This window comes from Actinomadura sp. NPDC023710 (assembly GCF_040639875.1).
Taxonomy (GTDB): Bacteria; Actinomycetota; Actinomycetes; order Streptosporangiales; family Streptosporangiaceae; genus Spirillospora; species Spirillospora citrea.
On record NZ_JBFAGB010000070.1, the window covers coordinates 1 to 15,837 of the forward strand.

Below are 15,837 nucleotides of genomic sequence, written 5' to 3' on the forward strand. Positions count from 1 at the left end.
TCCGCCATCGCCGGTACAGCGTGGCCAGATGCACGCCCGAACGCTCGGCCACTTTCTCCAGGGTGAGTCCGGCGTACCCGGCCTCCTCCAGTTCGCCCTGGGTCGCGGCCAACACTGCCGCACGGGTGCGCGCCGTTCGGCCGCCGGGCCGCACGGCCCCCGTCGCACGCGGCTGCACGTCCATGCGGCACCCCTCCCTGTGGGTCACGTCACAGAGTAACGCGAATTTCTTTGCATTAACAGCCGGTGGCAGGTGAAGGGCGCGAACGCAGCGGACACCCTCCATGATCAGCGCGAGGCGGTCGGCCAGAACGTCCGGGGCGTCGACCGGGCGACCCGTGCCAGCCGAACCAGGAGATCCGGGCGGCCGTAGGTCCGCAGCCGACTTTCTGGTCAGTCGTTGCTCAAGGGCCGTTCGGCGTACGGGTGGCAGCCGGAGGTGTGGGAAGCCGCCTCGGCGGCCGCCGTGTCCGCATCCGCGCTGCGGATCGCCTCGAGCAGGCGAGTGTGGTCCATGTAGTCGTCGGGCCTCAGCCCGGCCCTGAAATGGTCGTGCAGGGACTGACGGATCACCTGTCCGAGGTCCGCGTACAGCTCGACGAGCACTTCGTTGTGGGACGCGGACACCACCGCGCGGTGGAAGGCCGCATCAGCTTCCACGAAGGTGTCCCGGTTCCCGGACGCCCAGGCACGCTCGCGCCGGTTCAGCATTTCGTCCAACTGCAGCAGATCTCCCTCGGTGCGGCGCTGTGCGGCCGTCGCCGCTGCGGTCACTTCCAGGGCGGCCCGTACCGCGATCACGTCACGCCGGTCGGCGGCGGCGAAGCGGCGCTGCATGACGCCGGCCAGCTCGCTGGTGGCGATGACGTAAGTGCCAGAACCGTGGCGTACGTCCAGCAAGCCGTTGTGGGCGAGTGCCCGCACGGCCTCCCGGACCGTGTTCCGGGCCACGCCGAGTTGCTGAACCAGCTCGGGCTCGGTCGGGATCCGGGACCCGACCGGCCAGGTGCCGGAGGTGATCTGCTGGCGCAGCCGGGCGACCACGTGGTCGAACAGTCCCACTGGGCGAGGGACCGGCGGAATTTTCATCCCATGATTATACGATTCGGTCTGTGGCTCAGGAGCATGCAGAGAAACGCCCATGTACAGCCCCACTGCACGACACGTACGGTGCCGCTGCCTGGGGGCGCCCTCTCGCGGCGATCGGGTTGATGCTGGCCGCGGTCAACCTCCGGCCGGCGGTCACCAGCGTTGGGCCGGTGCTCGAAGAGGCGCAGGCCGGCTTGGGGATGAGTGCGAGTGACGCGGGGCTGCTCACCTCCATGCCGGCGGTGTGCTTCGCACTGGTCGGCTTCGCCGCCCCCTGGCTGGCCTCCCGTGGGCGCGACACCGTCATCGCGGCCGGCATGGCAGCGGTCGCGGTCGGGCTGATGGTCCGCCCGCTCGCGGCCGGCGGCGCCCTGTTCGCCGCGCTCACCGCCCTGGCGCTCGCCGGCATCGGCGTGGCGAACGTGCTGCTGCCGGTCGTCGTCAAGCAGCGCTTCCCGGAGCGCGTCGGCGCGATGACAGGCCTGTACTCGATGGCCCTCAACGTCGGCGCTTCGACCGCCGCCGCCACCACCGTCCCCCTGGCCCGGTGGTTCGGCGGCGACTGGCGGATCGGCCTGGGTGCCTGGGCACTGCTCGCCGCCGTCGCCGTGCCGCCGTGGCTCGTCCTGGCCCGCAGGCGTGCCGGATCCGTCTCCGGCTCCCCGGAGACGGGCCCCACCGTCCGGGGCTCTGTTTCCCGCGCGCCTCTCACCCGGAGCCCGACGGCCTGGGCACTCGCCCTCTACTTTGGCCTGCAGGCGACCGCCGCCTACATCATCATCGGCTGGCTACCGCAGATCTACCGCGACGCCGGTCTTCCCCCTGAGACCGCCGGTCTGCTCTTCGCCGTCACCTCGGTGCTCGGCATCCCGCTGTCGTTCGTGCTGGCAGCCGTCGCCGGCCGTCTGCGCGACCAGAGTGGGGTGGCCGTCGCGATCGGTCTGTTCGGCCTCGCAGGATATGGCGGGCTGTGGGCCGCCCCAGCTGCGGCACCGTGGGTGTGGGCCGGCCTGCTCGGTGTCGCCAACTGCTCGTTCCCCCTCGTCCTCACGATGATCGGGTTGCGTGGTCGCGACGGTGAGACCGTGATCCGGCTGTCCGCCTTCGCCCAGAGCACCGGCTACCTCCTGTCCATCCCAGGCCCCTTCTTGGTCGGCGCTCTGTACGAGCACAGCGGCAACTGGCGGGCACCGCTGGTCTTCATGGCGCTGCTGATGCTCCCGCAACTCGCCGCCGGCGCCTTCGCCGGTCGTGACCGGCAGGTCGGCTGACAGGGGATCTGCGAAATGCCCGCCGGCCGGCGGCGCGTCGGGACCGGAAGCTCAGGCCACCCGGGGCATCAGCGCACTTGAAACGCTGGCTCTGTTGCACCGGCTGTGTTAGCCAGAATGAAAGGGCGGCACAGAACCTCGGGAGGGCACGTGTCCGGGCGCAGCGATCCCTACCACTGCGGTGTCGCCCCCGAGGGCTCCTCCGGGACGGGATGTGTGCTCCTGGTCCTGCTGATAAGCGCGCTGCTCGCCTACTTCGTCGTCAGCTCCGACCCGACAGAGGGACTGGACTACGCATCTGGCGATACACCCAAGGAACTGAAGCAGTCGATCTGCTTCAGTGACTCCGGTCCCTGCCCGCCGACCGGCTTCAAATGGAGCATCCCCGCGTCAGGTGTCATTCGGACGCGGTTCGAACGGGAGGACATCGACGACCGCACAGAGTTTCGCGGCTGGTTCCGCCTGGAGGCGGCGGTGTTCATCCAGGAAGAGGTTCGAGATTGCTCGACCGCAGTGGACTGGTGGTTGCTGGCCGACGACAAGCCCATCGCGCATGGCACGATCACAGCGGGTAGTGACGACCAAGAAGTCACCGGCACGCCGCCGCATGAGGCCCGGTTCATCCTGCTCACCGCACGGCGCACCGACACCTTGTCCTGTCGCTCCACCTTCCAGTGGGTCTACGCGGGCCTCGAATGAGACGGCCGGAGAATCCGTGGACTTGCTCGGCTCAGGGGGCGACGGCCTCTGGTGGCACATGCTCGACGAGCCGGTACGCATTCTGATGAGCGTGGACGCGACGTCCGGCCACCTTCCGCGCCCGGCCTGTTCGTTATCAGTCCTGGTCGTCAGGGTAGAAGGCGCGCCCGTCTCTGCCGCCGGAGACCGACCAGACCTCGGTGATGAGGCCGTCTTCGAGCCGCAGCATGTCGATGCCGCTGATGCGCAACCGGCGTCCGGCCTCGTCGGAGAAGCGCGCCAGGTAGGGCCTGACGACCTTCCCGGTGGCCAGGCCGTCGCTGAGGTCGAGGTCGGTGACGGCTTCGCCGTCGGGGGCGAATCGCAGCCCGGAGCGGTCCTGACGGAACCGGCTGATCAGATCGGCGAGCTGGGGGCGTCGCCGGATGTGATCGAAGGCCTCGGTGCCCGGAGTCGGCTGGGCATACCGAAGCCGGAACCGCGGCGCCATGATCTGGTCGACCAGATCCATCTCACCGTTCCACATCTGCGACCACGACTCGAAGATTCGCGCGCCGGCCTCCCGGGCTTCGCTCGCATGGCCTCCCATGAGCATTGCGCACTCCCATCATCTCATTGATACGGTATCGGTGGCATGAAGCTAATAGTCTCATTGAGACGATGTCAAGGTGAGGAGGTGGAGTCATGTCGGAGCTCACGCCGCCCGGGTACGTGGTGCTCGGGCTGATCGCGCGCCACGGTGCCATGACGCCGTACGAGCTGAAGACCAGGGTGGAGGAGTCGGTCGAGTACTTCTGGCCGATCCCGCACGCGCAGCTGTACCGGATCCCGGCGCGGCTGGCCGAGTTGGACCTGCTGCGCGAGGAGGCGGAGCAGACGGGCCGCCGCCGCCGCGTCTTCCACCTCACCGACGCCGGTCGTGCGGCGCTGCGGCAGTGGTTGGCCGACCCGCAGACCTCCCAGCCGGAGACCCGCGACCCCGGGCAACTCAAACTCTTCTTCGCCGACCTCGGCGACCCCGCCGACGTAGTGGCGCTCGCCCGCCGGCAGGCGGCGCAGCACCGCCACTGGCTCGACCTCTACCGCTCGCTTCGCGCCGGACTGGACCCCACCGACGAGGCGCGGCTGATGTCCCGGGCCCGCATCCTCAAGCTCGCCATCCTCCACGAACAGGCCTACGTGGACTTCTGGGAGTCCCTCGCCTCCGATCCGCATCGCCTCGACCTGGACTGAGCCCGACCGCCGGGCGCCCACGACCACCATGATCATTTCGAGAAGTGTGCGGGCGAGCTCCGTGCGGAGAACGCACGGGTCGATCGTCGCGCCGTTAGGGGGCCCGCCTGGGATGAAAGTTCGGGTCGCACCGCAGCCGCGCCCCACCAGAAGTCACTCTGACTGCCCGGCAACGCTGCAGGTCACCGTGCCCGGCCGAGGTTTCGGCTCCCCGATGGCCGAAAACGGCTGACGAAGATATCGACTACGGCATGGAGTCGCTATATATAGTGCAAGTGTTTAGTCTCTGCGCGACCGGAAGCCTCGGTTCGCGCGGCACTGTCACCGGCCGGCCGCCCGACTCCGAGGAGGAAGCGCGTGCGTTCAAGATCCGGGGTTCGACGACCGCTGGCCATGATGGCCGTCCTCATCCTCGCCACCGCTGGCGCCGTCGCGGATCCGTCTGGCCACCCGAGCGCCACGGCGAGCGTGATCCGCGTCGGGTCGAGCGTCGTCGGCAGCGACGGCGTCCGGCACTCGGTGACCAATCATCTCGTCAAGCAGACCCAGACTCGCGCGTATCGCCACACGCGGCGGGAGTACGTTCTCGCCTGGGCCGGAGCCGCCGATCCGGGTACGGAGGGATCCCCCAATCCGGACTTTCTGGCGGTCATCGACGCCACTGCCGGCACCCCCGACTACGGAAAAGTGGTCAACACCGTAACGATCGACGGTTCGACCGGCAACGAGCCTCACCACATGCAGTACATGTGGCACAAGGGGCAGAAGATCTACGCAGGCGGCATCCTGTCGGACACGGTCTTCGTGTTCGACGCGGCGCGGCTGCCGCAGATCGGGTTGAGCGGCGTGGTTCAAGCCTCCGATACTCCGTGTGGATCCGCGCCCGACGCCTTCCAGGTCCTCTCCGACGGAACCGCGTACATGAGCGCCGTGGGCGGCCCGGACGTGACCGGACCGTGCCGCTATTCCGGGGGGCAGATCCGCGAAGGCAACGGGTTCGCGGGTTCGCCGGGAGAGATAGTCCGCATCGGCCCGAACGGCAAGGTCCTCAGCGAGGCACCCGCCGCGACCAAGGAGGGCGAAGATCCGAAGCTGTGCCCCAACGTCCCGGCGCTCCCTCAGCCGAGTTGCGCCAATCCGCACGGCCTCCAGGTGCGCGAAGATCTCAACCGGCTGATCACCAGCGATTTCGTCGAACTTCGGACTCCGATCGTGGACAACCCGAATCTGGCACGCGACACCGTGCGGATCTTCGACATCTCTGATCGCAACGCGCCTCGCCTGCTGTCGGTGTCACGCCTGCCGGCCGGCCCCCGAAACGACGCCGACCTCAACACCGCTGAACCGCGCGGAGCGATGGAGACGGGAGTGACGCACCAGCCCCGGCACCGGGGCGCCTTCGTCGCCACCAGCGGCGGCGGCGTGATCTACTACACCCCCGACATCACGGCGAAGAAGCCGCGGTGGCGGGAGGTCTTCGACGACGCCACGGCGTTCAAGTCGCTGTTCCCGAAAGACGCGCCGACCTCCGACGGGGACGCCGGGAGCTGGGTGCAGGTCAGCCCGGACGATCGATTTCTCTTCCATGTCGTGGTCTCGGGCGGTTACACGTCCCCCGGGGAACGTGAGACCGGCATGCTGTACGTCCTCGATTTGCGACGACTCCTCGCCGCGGGAAACCGCACACGGTGCTCGATAGATTCTTCTGCGGAAGTCACTGCCGGAGGTGCCGAGCCCGACTGCCCGTCCCTGATCGGTGCCGTTCCGATTCGCGATGTCACATCGGGTGGTGCGCACTGGGGCTCATTGGACAACTTCGCGCTCGGCCGTGATGGCTTCTACCACGAGACGGCACAGATTCGCCGGGTGGTGACGTCGAACTACTTCGTCGCGTTCACCGGCGTCGATGGGAACCATCGGATTTGTGTCAGTCAGGTGAGCCCCGGCGGAAAGCCGTCGCTCGACACGGGCTTCGTGGACGAGAACACCCATGCCCCCTGTGTCGAATTCAACCGCGACAAGTGGCCGCACGGCGACCACGGGCCGGCCAGGCCGCACGGAGTGGTGTTCGCGGTCGCCGACGCCGATCTGCGCTGAACGCTCGCACTCCCAGAGCCGGCGGCGAGGAGCCACGGCCCGAGACATCCGAGATGACCACACCGGATGATCTCGGGCCGACGGGCGGCTCAGGAGCTTGGTCGCTCGTGTGCCGTGTGGAGTCGAGACGGCGGGCGAGCGGGAAGGGTGATCTCGCGCATCCCGGCGCCGCTGGGCGCCCAGCGGCGCCGGGATGCGCGCTCGCAGTCGGTGAGCGAGGTTGCCCATATCCAAGGCGAGCAACTTAAGTAATCTGTAGTAGCGCATCTGTTGGGGAAGTGGGAATGGCGCTCGTCACGGTTCTCCTGACCGCTCCCGGCTGGGACGGGAGCCACACTCACCACGCTCCGGCCACGCCGCCCGTCACGGTCCTGGCCGCTCTCCGTCACCTCGCGGTCGCGGCGATCGCGGTGGTCGCGGGGAGCGCCCTGCTGCGGCCGCTCGCTGGGGCACCCACCCCGGGTTGCCGGAATCTGACCCGCATGGCGGCGACGGTGGCCGCCGTCTCCCCGGTGATGGCGATCGGAATCGGAGGCGCCCTGCCGCCGCCGCTCGCGGGGATGGCGGTGCTGACGCTTGCGCTGCCGCCGTTGCTCTCGCGCGCGGCCGCGAGTGCTGCCGCAGGCGCCTTGTCCACTGCGGCCCTGGCGACGTACCTGGCCACCACCCTGTCAGCCGGAAACGCCTCGGGTGTCCGCAGCGTCGTCGACGCCGCTGCGGTGCTCCTCCAGGGGGTGGCCGCGGTCGTGTGGATAGGTTCGGCGGGTCACCTGGCGACGGCGCGGGCCGAGGATCGAGACCGGACCACACGGCGGCTGCTGCCGGCGATCCTGGCGTCGACAGCGGCGCTGACTGCGGCCACGCTAGCGCGACTGACGAACGACGGCCCGCCACCGTCCAGTGCCACCTGGACGGCCATCCTCGCCGCCGATGCGATCCTTGCCGGGGGCGGTGCCACAGCCGCGACGGTGGTCTGGCTCAGGCGCTCCGATCGCCCGATGACGCGGGCGCGGGGCCGTTCGGCGAGCAGGTGGGTGGGCCTCGCCGTCACGGGCTTCGCCGGAGCGGCGCTTGTGGCCATGCCGCCGCCGGCCGTTCCGCCCGCGCCGGGAGTTCCGTTCATGGACGATATCGCCGCCGGCGGGCGGCTGATACCGGTTCTCGTCGCGCCGGCCCGGCCCGGCTGGAACCTCGTCCATGTCGGTGCCGACCGCGCGTACGTGGGGTCCGAGCGCGGCCGGCTCACTGCCGCGGCCGCCCGGCCCGGCACTGGAAACATCTGGGCACAGGTATGGCTTCCCGCTGGAGGCAGCCGGCTGTGGGTCAAGGTCATGGGCACCATGAACGCCGTGCAGGTCGACACCGGCCCCCGTGACGGTCGTACTCCCGATCTTCGTGGATCGGATGGGCCGGAGTGCGCCAGCGTTGCCCTGGGCCGGATCCTCGCGGGGGCGACGGGTCCGCTCCGTTCCTGCCCGGCCGACCGGCTCACGGCCGCCGACGCCGCCGCGCTGAGGGCCACGGTCCGGTTCGTGGCCGCCCGCGGTGCACGCACGCTGGGCCTCGTCGCGGACTCCTCACCCCGCAGCCGGCAGGCGGCCACGATCGTACGAGCCGCTGCGCGGCACGAGCACATCACCGTCGCCGCCCCGGGCCGGGCGCGGATTCCACTGATGGTCGTGGCAGGCTGGGGGACCGCCTACGGCGTGGTGCGTGACGTCGGCACGGGGTACACGACCTCGCAGGGCACCTACCTCGCGCCCTGGCTGCTCAACACATCGCTGCTCGTGCCGCCGGCCGGCCAGTTGCTACCGCTGCGGTTCCCCACCGGTGATCCGGCAGCGGTGAAGTACATAGCCGAGTTGAGCCGCCGTTTCCCTGGCGAACCGGCATCCGCCGCGGGATACACCGCCTGGCTAAAGACCGCCCGCGAGGGGCCGATACGGCTCTACGCGGCCTCGCCGCTCCTCGTACCCGGCATCCCGGACCATCATCACCCCACCGGCGCGTGGCTGCCGCACGGCAGCATCACTGCGATCACGAGCCCGCTCGCGGAGTGAGCCGGCCAATCTCGGAGGCCGGATGCCTCAGGCGCCAGGCGGTTCGGCGTCGGCTTCTCGACGCCGGGCACCGGCGTCCACGCCACCAAGGAAATCTCCTCCCGTCCCGGCACAGGCCGCGAGGCGTGTCGTCCGGCCGGTCGCTGTGGACGTACCTGCGTAGGGTGTGACCACACCCTTGCAGCGAGAGGTACCGGCCCCATGAGGCTCGAACTCACCACCTACGAGGTCCTGCACGGTTGGGGCGTCGTCAACAACAGTGCCGATTGGCATGCTCAGCGCAACGGCAGGCCCCCCGCGGCCGAACAGGCAGTCGGAGACCTCCTCTTCTCCGCTTACGAGTGCCAGACCAACACCACGACCACGGTTGAGTTCACCGACGACGAGCGTGCGAGCCTCGCTGAGCTGATCAGCGAACACATCGCAACGTGGGGGAGGCGCGGCCAGGAGAACGCCGCAACACCTCACCTGCGCTCACTGGTCGTGAAACTGGGCGGCTGACGTGCCTGCACCGGGGTGCCCACAACGAAGGTTTCGCCTTGCCGACGATGCCCTTCGGGCCGAGTACGGCCGTGCGCGCCGTGAGGTCGACGGCGGCGAGGACCGCAGGACGCGGGGATCGGCGCTGTATGAGTGACCACGATGTGTTCCTCGCCGACTGCCCCGCCCGCACCACGCTGGATCTGGTAGCCGACACCTGGTCGGTCGTCGTGGTGTTCGGGCTGGGGGGTGGTCCGCACCGCTACGGCGAACTGTGCGACCGGATAGGCGGGATCAGCAAGAAGATGCTGACCCAGACGCTGCGCAAGCTAGAGCGGAACAAGCTCGTGGAGCGGCGAGTCTTGGCCACCGCGCCCGCAGGCGTGGAGTATCGGCTGACACCACTCGGGCAGAGCCTGCTCGGGCCGGTGTCGGTGCTCGCACGGTGGGCTGAGGAGCACGCCGAGGAACTGGCCGACGACGCCAGCGCCCCCTGACACCGGGCAGGGAACCGGATGGTTCCCCACGTCCTCCTAGCGTGGCCGTCATGAGAATTGGTGTTCTTGGTGCCGGGGTGATGGCAGACGCGCTGGGCACGCGGTGGGCCGCCAACGGCCACGAAATGATGGTCGCCGGGCGGACGGCAGGCAAGGCGCAGGCGTTGGCCCGCAAGTGGGGCGGCCGTGCGGGGAGCTTCAGGGAGGTGGCCGAGTTCTGCGACATCGCCTTGATCGCTGTCCTCTACCAAGGCATGCCGGCCACGCTGGCCGAGATAGGCGACGCGCTGCAGGGCAAGCCCATCGTCGACTGCAACAATCCAGTCGAGATCGAGAGATTCACACTGATCACAGAATCCGGCCGGTCGATGGCGCAGAACATCGAGCGGGCGACCGGCGGACATGTGGTCAAGGCGTTCAACCTGTGCCATGCGCGCGTCTGGCAGATGCAGCCGCCGCTGTTCGACAACCGTCGCCTGGTCGTTCCCTACTGCGGTGACCACCCGGCGGCACTGGAGGCGACGCGGCAGCTGATCGCCGATATCGGGGGCGAACCACTGCTGATCGGTGGCCTGCAGCAGGCTCTCCACCTCGAAGCGATGGCCGCGATCGTGATCTCACTGCTGTTCGGCGGACGCGACCCACACACGGTCTTCAACCTCGTCGACCAGAATTGAGCAGGTGTGCGGGCACCGAATCTTGCGGGTTGCGCGCGTAGGTGCCGTCGGCGCCGGTGGTGAAGCTGCGGGTCAGCGGCCCGGAGACCCTGACGGTGGCGCCGGGCACGAGCTCGCCGCCGTCCTGACTTGCCGGTCAGGACGGCCAGGGAATCGAGCCTCCGATCGACCCGGGAGACCCCTGAACGTCGACGCGGACGCCGGCGAGCGGAACTGGTCAGTGGCTGAACGCTTCGGCGTTGCCGCGTGCCCATTCGCCGAAGGTGAGCGCGGGACGTCCGAGGAGCTCTTCAACGGTCCTGGTGGTCGGGCCCGGGACGTCGGCGTAGTCGGCGAGCGAGCCCAGCAGCCGGGAGGGGATTTCCTCGGGCAGCCCTTGTGCGAGCATCGCTTCGCGGACGCGTTCGGCCGGCAGTTCCTGGAACCTGAGGTCCCGTCCGATGGCCTCAGCGATCATCCCTACCTTCGCGGGCTGGTCGAGGGACTGCGGCCCCGTGAGGGTGTAGGTGGCCCCTGAATGATCGGACGTCCGCAGGGCCTGGACGGCCACCGCCGCTATGTCGTGTTCGTGGATGGGGGAGGTGGCGGCCCGGCCGAAGGCGCCTTTCACCATTCCGGTGGCTTTGATCTGCGGCGCCCAGGCCAGCGCATTGGCGGCGAAGTCGGCCAGCCTCAGCACCGTCCACTCCAGGCCCGAGCCCGTCACGAGGTCCTCGGCGCGCCTGAACTGGTCGACGAACCGCGGTTCCCCCGCCGGGTACGCGACGGTGGCGGCGGACAACAGCACCGCCCGCCGCACGCCGTGCCCGGCGGCCAGCCGCAGAAGGTCCCGCAGCCCGGGCCCGGTGGCGCGCGGACTGATCAGCATCGCCTCCACTCCCGGCAGCGCCGCGCCGAGCGTGTGCGGGTGCGACGGGTCGCCGCCCACCGTCCGCGCACCAGGGGGCAGCGCGGCCGTGGAAGGCGCGCGGGTGACCGCCACGACGTCGGCGCCGTCCCCGAGCAGCAGGTCCACCGTCGGGCGGCCGACGACGCCGGTTGCTCCGGTAATCAAGATCATGGTGCGTTCTCCCTAGAGTTCCGTGGATCCGGGTACCTCTAAGAGAGATCGGCCCCCGCCTTCTGTGACCTCTGCCGCGTGTGACGTGCACCATGGTCGGATGCCGGGCGCTTGTGCCCGAACGCCTGCGCCGGGCGCGACCCTCCTGATCCGCCGTGCGTCTGTCGGCAGTCGCCGGAGCGCAGGGCAGAAGGTCCAGGCACGTTCCAAGTGCGGGGATGGCCTGTGGTGCAGGTCACAATTGTGGATTGTCACGTTCTCCGGGGCTGTCCTGTCCCATGGCCGTCCTGAACGAACGAGCCCCACGGGGAGCGAGCGATGAACACCAGTACCGACCACCAGATCGTCGTCCTCGGCGCCGGCTACACCGGCCTGATCGCCACAGCCCGGCTGGCCCGCTACACCCGCAGGCTGAACACCCGCATCACCCTGGTGAACCCCTCGTCCCGCTTCACCGAGCGGCTGCGCATGCACCAGGTGGCGGCGGGCCAGGAACTCACCGACTACCAGATCCCGGTCCTGCTGAAGGGCACCGGCGTGCGATTCCGCCAGGCCGCCGCCACCGCCATCGATACCGCCGACCGCGTGGTCACCCTCGACAACGGTGCCCGCCTCCACTACGACACGCTGGTCTATGCCCTCGGCAGCGCCACCGACACGAGCATCGTCCCCGGTACGGCGGATCACGCCTGGACCCTCAACGATCCCCGTCTGGCGCACCGCCTGTCGCGGCGGCTGCCCGAGATCGCCGCCTCGGGCGGCGCGGTCACCGTCTGCGGCGGCGGGCTCACCGGCATCGAGGCGGCCGCCGAAATCGCCGAGGCGCATCCGGCGCTGACCGTCAATCTGGTCTGCGCCACCGAACCCGGCTCCATGATGGGCGAGAAGGCGCGAGCCCACCTCAACCGTGTCCTGGGCCGGCTGGGCGTGGTGCGCATGGTCGGGGTGAAGGTCACCAAAGTGCTGCCCGACGCCGTGCGTCTGGACACCGGCGAACTCGTCCCTTCGGATCTGATCCTGTGGACCAGCGGTGTGCGGGTGCCACGGTTCGCCGCCCAGGCCGGGATCGCCACCGACGAGAAGGGGCTCATCATCACCGACCCCACCCTGCGTTCGGTTTCGCACCCGGAGATCCATGCCATCGGAGACGCGGCCCTGGTGCGGCAGGCCTGGGGGCAGGTCCACGGCACTTGCCAGAGCGGCGTGGTCACCGCCGACTACACCGCCGCCGTCATCGCCCGGCTGCTGCGCGGAAAGCCGGTGAAGCCCCTGCGCTTCGGCTACTTCCACCAGCCGGTGAGCCTGGGGCGCAAGGACGCGGTCATCCAGTTCACCAATGCCGACGACACTCCGAAGCGGTGGTACCTCAAGGGCAAGGCCGCGGTCGTCTACAAGGAGCAGGTGAGCAGCACCCCGCCGGTGGCCGCCAAGATGTCCCGCTATGTGAAGATGCCGGTGCAGTTGTCGAAGGGTGGCCGCGTCACCCGTAAGGCCGCATGATGTTTCACGATCCGGGGCAGAGGGTTCGTCAGGACTCCCGGCCCGCTGAACACCCGAGTATCAGACCGCTAGGCGTGATTTCGATGGAGGATCGCGATACCGGCCGGCCGTCCCCGGCACCCGAGCCGCGCGAGGCGACGACCGATCCGTTCGCCGAACACCGCCGCCTTCTGTTCGGCACCGCCTATCACATGATGGGCAGCGTCGTCGACGCCGAGGACATCCTGCAGGACGCCTGGCTGAAATGGCATGCGGTGGACCAGGCCTCGGTGGAGCATCCCAAGTCCTACCTGGTGCGCACCGTCACCAACCTTGCCCTGAACCGCCTTACCTCCGCCCGTGCCACCCGCGAGACATATGTGGGCCCATGGCTTCCCGAACCGCTGATCACCCCATCGAACGCTGTCGAGGAGACCGAAATGGCCGACACGGTGTCGACGGCCATGCTGGTCGTGTTCGAAACCCTCAACCCCACCGAGCGAGTCGTCTTCGTGCTGCGTGAGGTCTTCGGCTACTCCCATGCCGAGATCGGCGGCTTCCTCGATCGCCCCCCGGCCACTGTGCGCCAGATCTCGCACCGCGCCCGTTCGCACGTTCAGGCCCGCCGCCCCCGCTTCGAAGCGGACGATGCTGCGCGCGAGGAGATCACCGAGAAGTTCATGGCCGCCTGCCGCGGCGGTGACCTCAACGCCCTCATGGAACTGCTCGCCCCGGAAGTGACGCTGTGGAACGACGGCGGCGGCATCGTCACCGCCGCCCGCCGTCCGCTGCACGGCCCCGCCCATGTGGCGCGCTGGCTCCTGGGCGTCATGGCCAAACCGGTCTCCGCCGGCATCCGCCTGGAATCCGCGGTCGTCAACGGCGAACTGAGCGTCGTAGGCATGATCGGCGACGACCCCGTCGGCGCCCTCACCTACGACGTTCACGACGGCCGCATCGAAAAGATCCGCTTCCAGGTCAACCCCCAGAAGCTGGGTGGTATCCGAGCGGCGGGTGGTGCCCCCTCCGACCCACCACCGAACTGAGAGCGCCGCCCCGATCACGATGTAGAGCCGGGCTCACGCGGCGGGCGTCCATCGCTCTTGGTTCCAGCCCTCTACACCGAGGTCGATGAGTCGGCGGAGGTTGAGGGGCGGCGGCTTGGGTGGGCGGCCAGGCATCGCCCGCGATGACGCCTCGGTGGCGGAGGCGGGGGTTTCCGCGGTAGAGGAGCCAGGCGACGGCGCGTTCGGCCGGTGGCCTCCCGCGACGGTAGTCGGCTTTTCGTGTCAGGAGCCGACCGCCGCGCGTTTGCGGGCACCGCGGACCGCCGCGGAGAGGGTGGCGATGTCGTAGGCGCCGACGTGGCGGCGTCCGTTGACGAAGAAGGTGGGGGTTCCGGAGACGCCGCTCAGGTCGGCCGAGTCGACGTCTTCGGCGATCCGTCCGGCACCGGTATGCCGGCGCAGGTCGGCACGGAAACGATCGACGTCGAGGCCGATGTCGCCGGCGTAGCGGACCAGGTCCCGGGGCCTCAGCGCGTCCTGGCGGTCGAGCAGCAGGTCGTGCATCTCCCAGAACCGGCCCTGCGCGGCGGCCGCCTCGGCGGCCTCGGCCGCGAGTTGCGCCTGGGGATGGATGTCGTTGAGCGGCAGGTGGCGCCACACGTACCGTACGTCCCCGTAGTCGGCGAGCAGTTCCCGGACGACGGACTCCGCCCGTCCGCAGTACGGGCATTCGAAGTCGCCGTACTCCACCACGGTGACCGGTGCCTTCTCGGGGCCGCGGACATGGTCGCGATCGGGCTCGACCGGTGCGGCCAGGTCGATGATGCTCTCCGCCGTCCCGAGCAGCGCGCGCAACCGCCTGCGCGGCGGCAGCAGCGCGGTCGCGCGGACGACGACCCAGGTCACGACCGTGGCGCACAGTGCCGCGGACAGCACGCCGATCTTGGCCTCCTCCAGCCGCGCATCCGTGAAGGAGAGCGTCGCGATCAGCAGGGCCACGGTGAAGCCGATGCCGGCGATCGCGCCGCCGCCACCGACCGCCGCCCAGCCGACCGGCGGACGCAACCGGCCCCGGCTCACCCGGGTCACCAGCCATGAGGCCCCGAGGATCCCGAGCGGCTTCCCGACCACGTAGCCGATCACGATGCCGAGCGTCACCGTCGAGGTGAAGGCGCGGCCGAGGAACCCGGCGGTGATCGTGACGCCCGCGTTGGCCAGCGCGAACAGCGGCACGACCGCGTAGCTCGTCCACGGGTGGATCAGCAGCTGGAGCCGCTCGTTCGGGGAGATCGCCGCGGCCACCCCGGTCCGCGCCGACCGGGCGAACTCCGGGGTGGGCTGTTCCCGGAACAGCCTGAAGACCTCGGTGGCGCGTTCCAGGTCGTCGCGCGCCGCCGGGTGGGCGTACGTCAGCAGTCCCATGACCAGGCCGACGACCACCGGCTCCACCCCGGCGGACTGGACGGCCGCCCACGCGGCGACGCCCAGCACGACGTACACCGGGATCTGCCGCACCCCGAGGGCTCGCACGAGCACGGTCACCGCGAAGATGCCGACCGCCAGCAGCAGCGGGGGCAGCGCGACGTCGCCGCTGTAGACGATCGCGATCACCGCGAGCGCGATGACGTCGTCCACGACGGTGGCCGTGAGCAGGTACGTGCGCAGCCGCGGGGGGAAGGTCCGTCCGACCAGCGCGAGCACGCCCAGCGCGAACGCGGTGTCGGTCGACATCGCGATGCCCCAGCCGTGGGCGGCCGGACCGCCGGCGTTGAAGGCGAGATAGATGGCCACGGGCACGACCATCCCGCCGACACCGGCGGCCAGCGGCAGCGCGAACCGCCGCCGGTCGCGGAGCTCTCCCATGTCGAACTCGCGGCGCGCTTCGAGCCCGACCACGAAGAAGAAGACCGTCATCAGGCCGTTGTTGACCCACTCCCGCAGATCCTGCGAGAGGCCGGTGCCACCGAACCGGACGGAGACCTGCGTCTCCCACACCCGATCGTAGGAGGACGCGTCCGCGTTCGCCCAGACCAGTGCGGCGAGCGTCGCGGCCAGCAGGACCACGGCGCCGCCCGTCTCGGTGCGCATGAACTCCCGCAGCGGGGTCGGCAGGTTGCGTGCCCACGCGGTCCGGTCGGCGAACGATCCGGAGGGCGGGCCCGCTCGGCGCTCCGTCATGGCTGGACGC

15 protein-coding genes are annotated in these 15,837 nt (G+C 69.7%); 10 read left to right on the forward strand and 5 right to left on the reverse strand.

Going from position 1 to position 15,837, the window contains the following annotated elements; genetic code table 11:
- Together AB0H37_RS42700 and AB0H37_RS42705 are read right to left on the reverse strand one after the other, a co-directional pair.
- Window positions 1–184, reverse strand: a 184-nt coding sequence (locus AB0H37_RS42700; RefSeq protein WP_360618370.1) for a TetR family transcriptional regulator, incomplete at its 3' end; no start/stop codon positions are given.
- 209 nt (window positions 185–393) lie between these two features.
- A complete protein-coding gene (locus AB0H37_RS42705; RefSeq protein WP_360618372.1) occupies window positions 394–1,089 on the reverse strand; it encodes an FCD domain-containing protein in 696 nt (231 codons plus the stop codon).
- A 122-nt stretch (window positions 1,090–1,211) separates the two neighbouring features.
- Between AB0H37_RS42705 and AB0H37_RS42710 the strand changes: the two genes are divergently transcribed.
- Both AB0H37_RS42710 and AB0H37_RS42715 read left to right on the forward strand, forming a co-directional pair.
- A complete protein-coding gene (locus AB0H37_RS42710) occupies window positions 1,212–2,360 on the forward strand; it encodes an MFS transporter (RefSeq protein ID WP_360618373.1) in 1,149 nt (382 codons plus the stop codon).
- 216 nt (window positions 2,361–2,576) lie between these two features.
- Window positions 2,577–3,059, forward strand: a complete 483-nt coding sequence (locus tag AB0H37_RS42715) for a hypothetical protein (RefSeq protein ID WP_360618375.1) — start codon at window positions 2,577–2,579, stop codon at window positions 3,057–3,059.
- Between the two features lie 136 nt (window positions 3,060–3,195).
- Here the strand turns inward: AB0H37_RS42715 and AB0H37_RS42720 are convergent, their stop codons facing one another.
- Window positions 3,196–3,570 carry a hypothetical protein gene (locus tag AB0H37_RS42720; protein ID WP_360618377.1) on the reverse strand — a complete coding sequence of 125 codons (375 nt, stop codon included), beginning with the start codon at window positions 3,568–3,570 and terminating at the stop codon, window positions 3,196–3,198.
- 173 nt (window positions 3,571–3,743) lie between these two features.
- Between AB0H37_RS42720 and AB0H37_RS42725 the strand changes: the two genes are divergently transcribed.
- The 6 genes from AB0H37_RS42725 to AB0H37_RS42750 all read left to right on the forward strand — a co-directional run bounded on the left by AB0H37_RS42725 (window position 3,744) and on the right by AB0H37_RS42750 (window position 10,103).
- Window positions 3,744–4,292, forward strand: coding sequence for a PadR family transcriptional regulator (locus tag AB0H37_RS42725; protein WP_360618378.1), 549 nt, complete (start codon window positions 3,744–3,746; stop codon window positions 4,290–4,292).
- 393 nt (window positions 4,293–4,685) lie between these two features.
- Window positions 4,686–6,389 (forward strand): hypothetical protein, encoded by a 1,704-nt coding sequence (locus AB0H37_RS42730; protein WP_360618380.1) that lies wholly within the window; start codon window positions 4,686–4,688, stop codon window positions 6,387–6,389.
- A 284-nt stretch (window positions 6,390–6,673) separates the two neighbouring features.
- On the forward strand, window positions 6,674–8,449 hold the full coding sequence (locus AB0H37_RS42735; RefSeq protein ID WP_360618382.1) for a hypothetical protein: 1,776 nt from the start codon (window positions 6,674–6,676) through the stop codon (window positions 8,447–8,449).
- A gap of 201 nt (window positions 8,450–8,650) precedes the next feature.
- Window positions 8,651–8,950 (forward strand): hypothetical protein, encoded by a 300-nt coding sequence (locus AB0H37_RS42740; RefSeq protein ID WP_360618384.1) that lies wholly within the window; start codon window positions 8,651–8,653, stop codon window positions 8,948–8,950.
- 128 nt (window positions 8,951–9,078) lie between these two features.
- Window positions 9,079–9,426, forward strand: coding sequence for a helix-turn-helix domain-containing protein (locus AB0H37_RS42745; RefSeq protein ID WP_179834230.1), 348 nt, complete (start codon window positions 9,079–9,081; stop codon window positions 9,424–9,426).
- Window positions 9,427–9,476: 50 nt separating this feature from the next.
- A complete protein-coding gene (locus AB0H37_RS42750; protein WP_329092240.1) occupies window positions 9,477–10,103 on the forward strand; it encodes an NAD(P)-binding domain-containing protein in 627 nt (208 codons plus the stop codon).
- A gap of 217 nt (window positions 10,104–10,320) precedes the next feature.
- On the opposite strand, the gene AB0H37_RS42755 is transcribed toward AB0H37_RS42750, so the two are convergent.
- The gene (locus AB0H37_RS42755; protein WP_360618385.1) at window positions 10,321–11,163 is read right to left on the reverse strand and encodes an NAD(P)H-binding protein; all 843 of its coding nucleotides are present in this window, start codon (window positions 11,161–11,163) and stop codon (window positions 10,321–10,323) included.
- A gap of 318 nt (window positions 11,164–11,481) precedes the next feature.
- On the opposite strand from AB0H37_RS42755, the gene AB0H37_RS42760 reads away from it, so the two are divergent.
- Entirely contained in the window at window positions 11,482–12,663 is a 1,182-nt protein-coding gene (locus AB0H37_RS42760) for an FAD-dependent oxidoreductase (protein WP_360618387.1), read from the forward strand.
- 83 nt (window positions 12,664–12,746) lie between these two features.
- Entirely contained in the window at window positions 12,747–13,688 is a 942-nt protein-coding gene (locus tag AB0H37_RS42765) for an RNA polymerase sigma-70 factor (protein WP_360618402.1), read from the forward strand.
- A 243-nt stretch (window positions 13,689–13,931) separates the two neighbouring features.
- Here AB0H37_RS42765 and nhaA read toward each other — a convergent pair whose 3' ends face one another.
- A complete protein-coding gene (gene nhaA / locus AB0H37_RS42770) occupies window positions 13,932–15,827 on the reverse strand; it encodes a Na+/H+ antiporter NhaA (protein ID WP_360618388.1) in 1,896 nt (631 codons plus the stop codon).
- Window positions 15,828–15,837 lie beyond the last annotated feature (10 nt).

What these genes read in the sequence shown, in the direction of transcription:
- AB0H37_RS42705 (WP_360618372.1), bottom strand. Translation starts at nt 1,089, where the DNA reads ATGAAAATTCCGCCGGTCCCTCGCCCAGTGGGACTGTTCGACCACGTG.
- AB0H37_RS42710 (WP_360618373.1), top strand. Translation starts at nt 1,212, where the DNA reads ATGCTGGCCGCGGTCAACCTCCGGCCGGCGGTCACCAGCGTTGGGCCG.
- AB0H37_RS42720 (WP_360618377.1), bottom strand. Translation starts at nt 3,570, where the DNA reads ATGGATCTGGTCGACCAGATCATGGCGCCGCGGTTCCGGCTTCGGTAT.
- AB0H37_RS42725 (WP_360618378.1), top strand. Translation starts at nt 3,744, where the DNA reads ATGTCGGAGCTCACGCCGCCCGGGTACGTGGTGCTCGGGCTGATCGCG.
- AB0H37_RS42730 (WP_360618380.1), top strand. Translation starts at nt 4,686, where the DNA reads ATGATGGCCGTCCTCATCCTCGCCACCGCTGGCGCCGTCGCGGATCCG.
- AB0H37_RS42735 (WP_360618382.1), top strand. Translation starts at nt 6,674, where the DNA reads ATGGCGCTCGTCACGGTTCTCCTGACCGCTCCCGGCTGGGACGGGAGC.
- AB0H37_RS42740 (WP_360618384.1), top strand. Translation starts at nt 8,651, where the DNA reads ATGAGGCTCGAACTCACCACCTACGAGGTCCTGCACGGTTGGGGCGTC.
- AB0H37_RS42745 (WP_179834230.1), top strand. Translation starts at nt 9,079, where the DNA reads ATGAGTGACCACGATGTGTTCCTCGCCGACTGCCCCGCCCGCACCACG.
- AB0H37_RS42750 (WP_329092240.1), top strand. Translation starts at nt 9,477, where the DNA reads ATGAGAATTGGTGTTCTTGGTGCCGGGGTGATGGCAGACGCGCTGGGC.
- AB0H37_RS42755 (WP_360618385.1), bottom strand. Translation starts at nt 11,163, where the DNA reads ATGATCTTGATTACCGGAGCAACCGGCGTCGTCGGCCGCCCGACGGTG.
- AB0H37_RS42760 (WP_360618387.1), top strand. Translation starts at nt 11,482, where the DNA reads ATGAACACCAGTACCGACCACCAGATCGTCGTCCTCGGCGCCGGCTAC.
- AB0H37_RS42765 (WP_360618402.1), top strand. Translation starts at nt 12,747, where the DNA reads ATGGAGGATCGCGATACCGGCCGGCCGTCCCCGGCACCCGAGCCGCGC.
- nhaA (WP_360618388.1), bottom strand. Translation starts at nt 15,827, where the DNA reads ATGACGGAGCGCCGAGCGGGCCCGCCCTCCGGATCGTTCGCCGACCGG.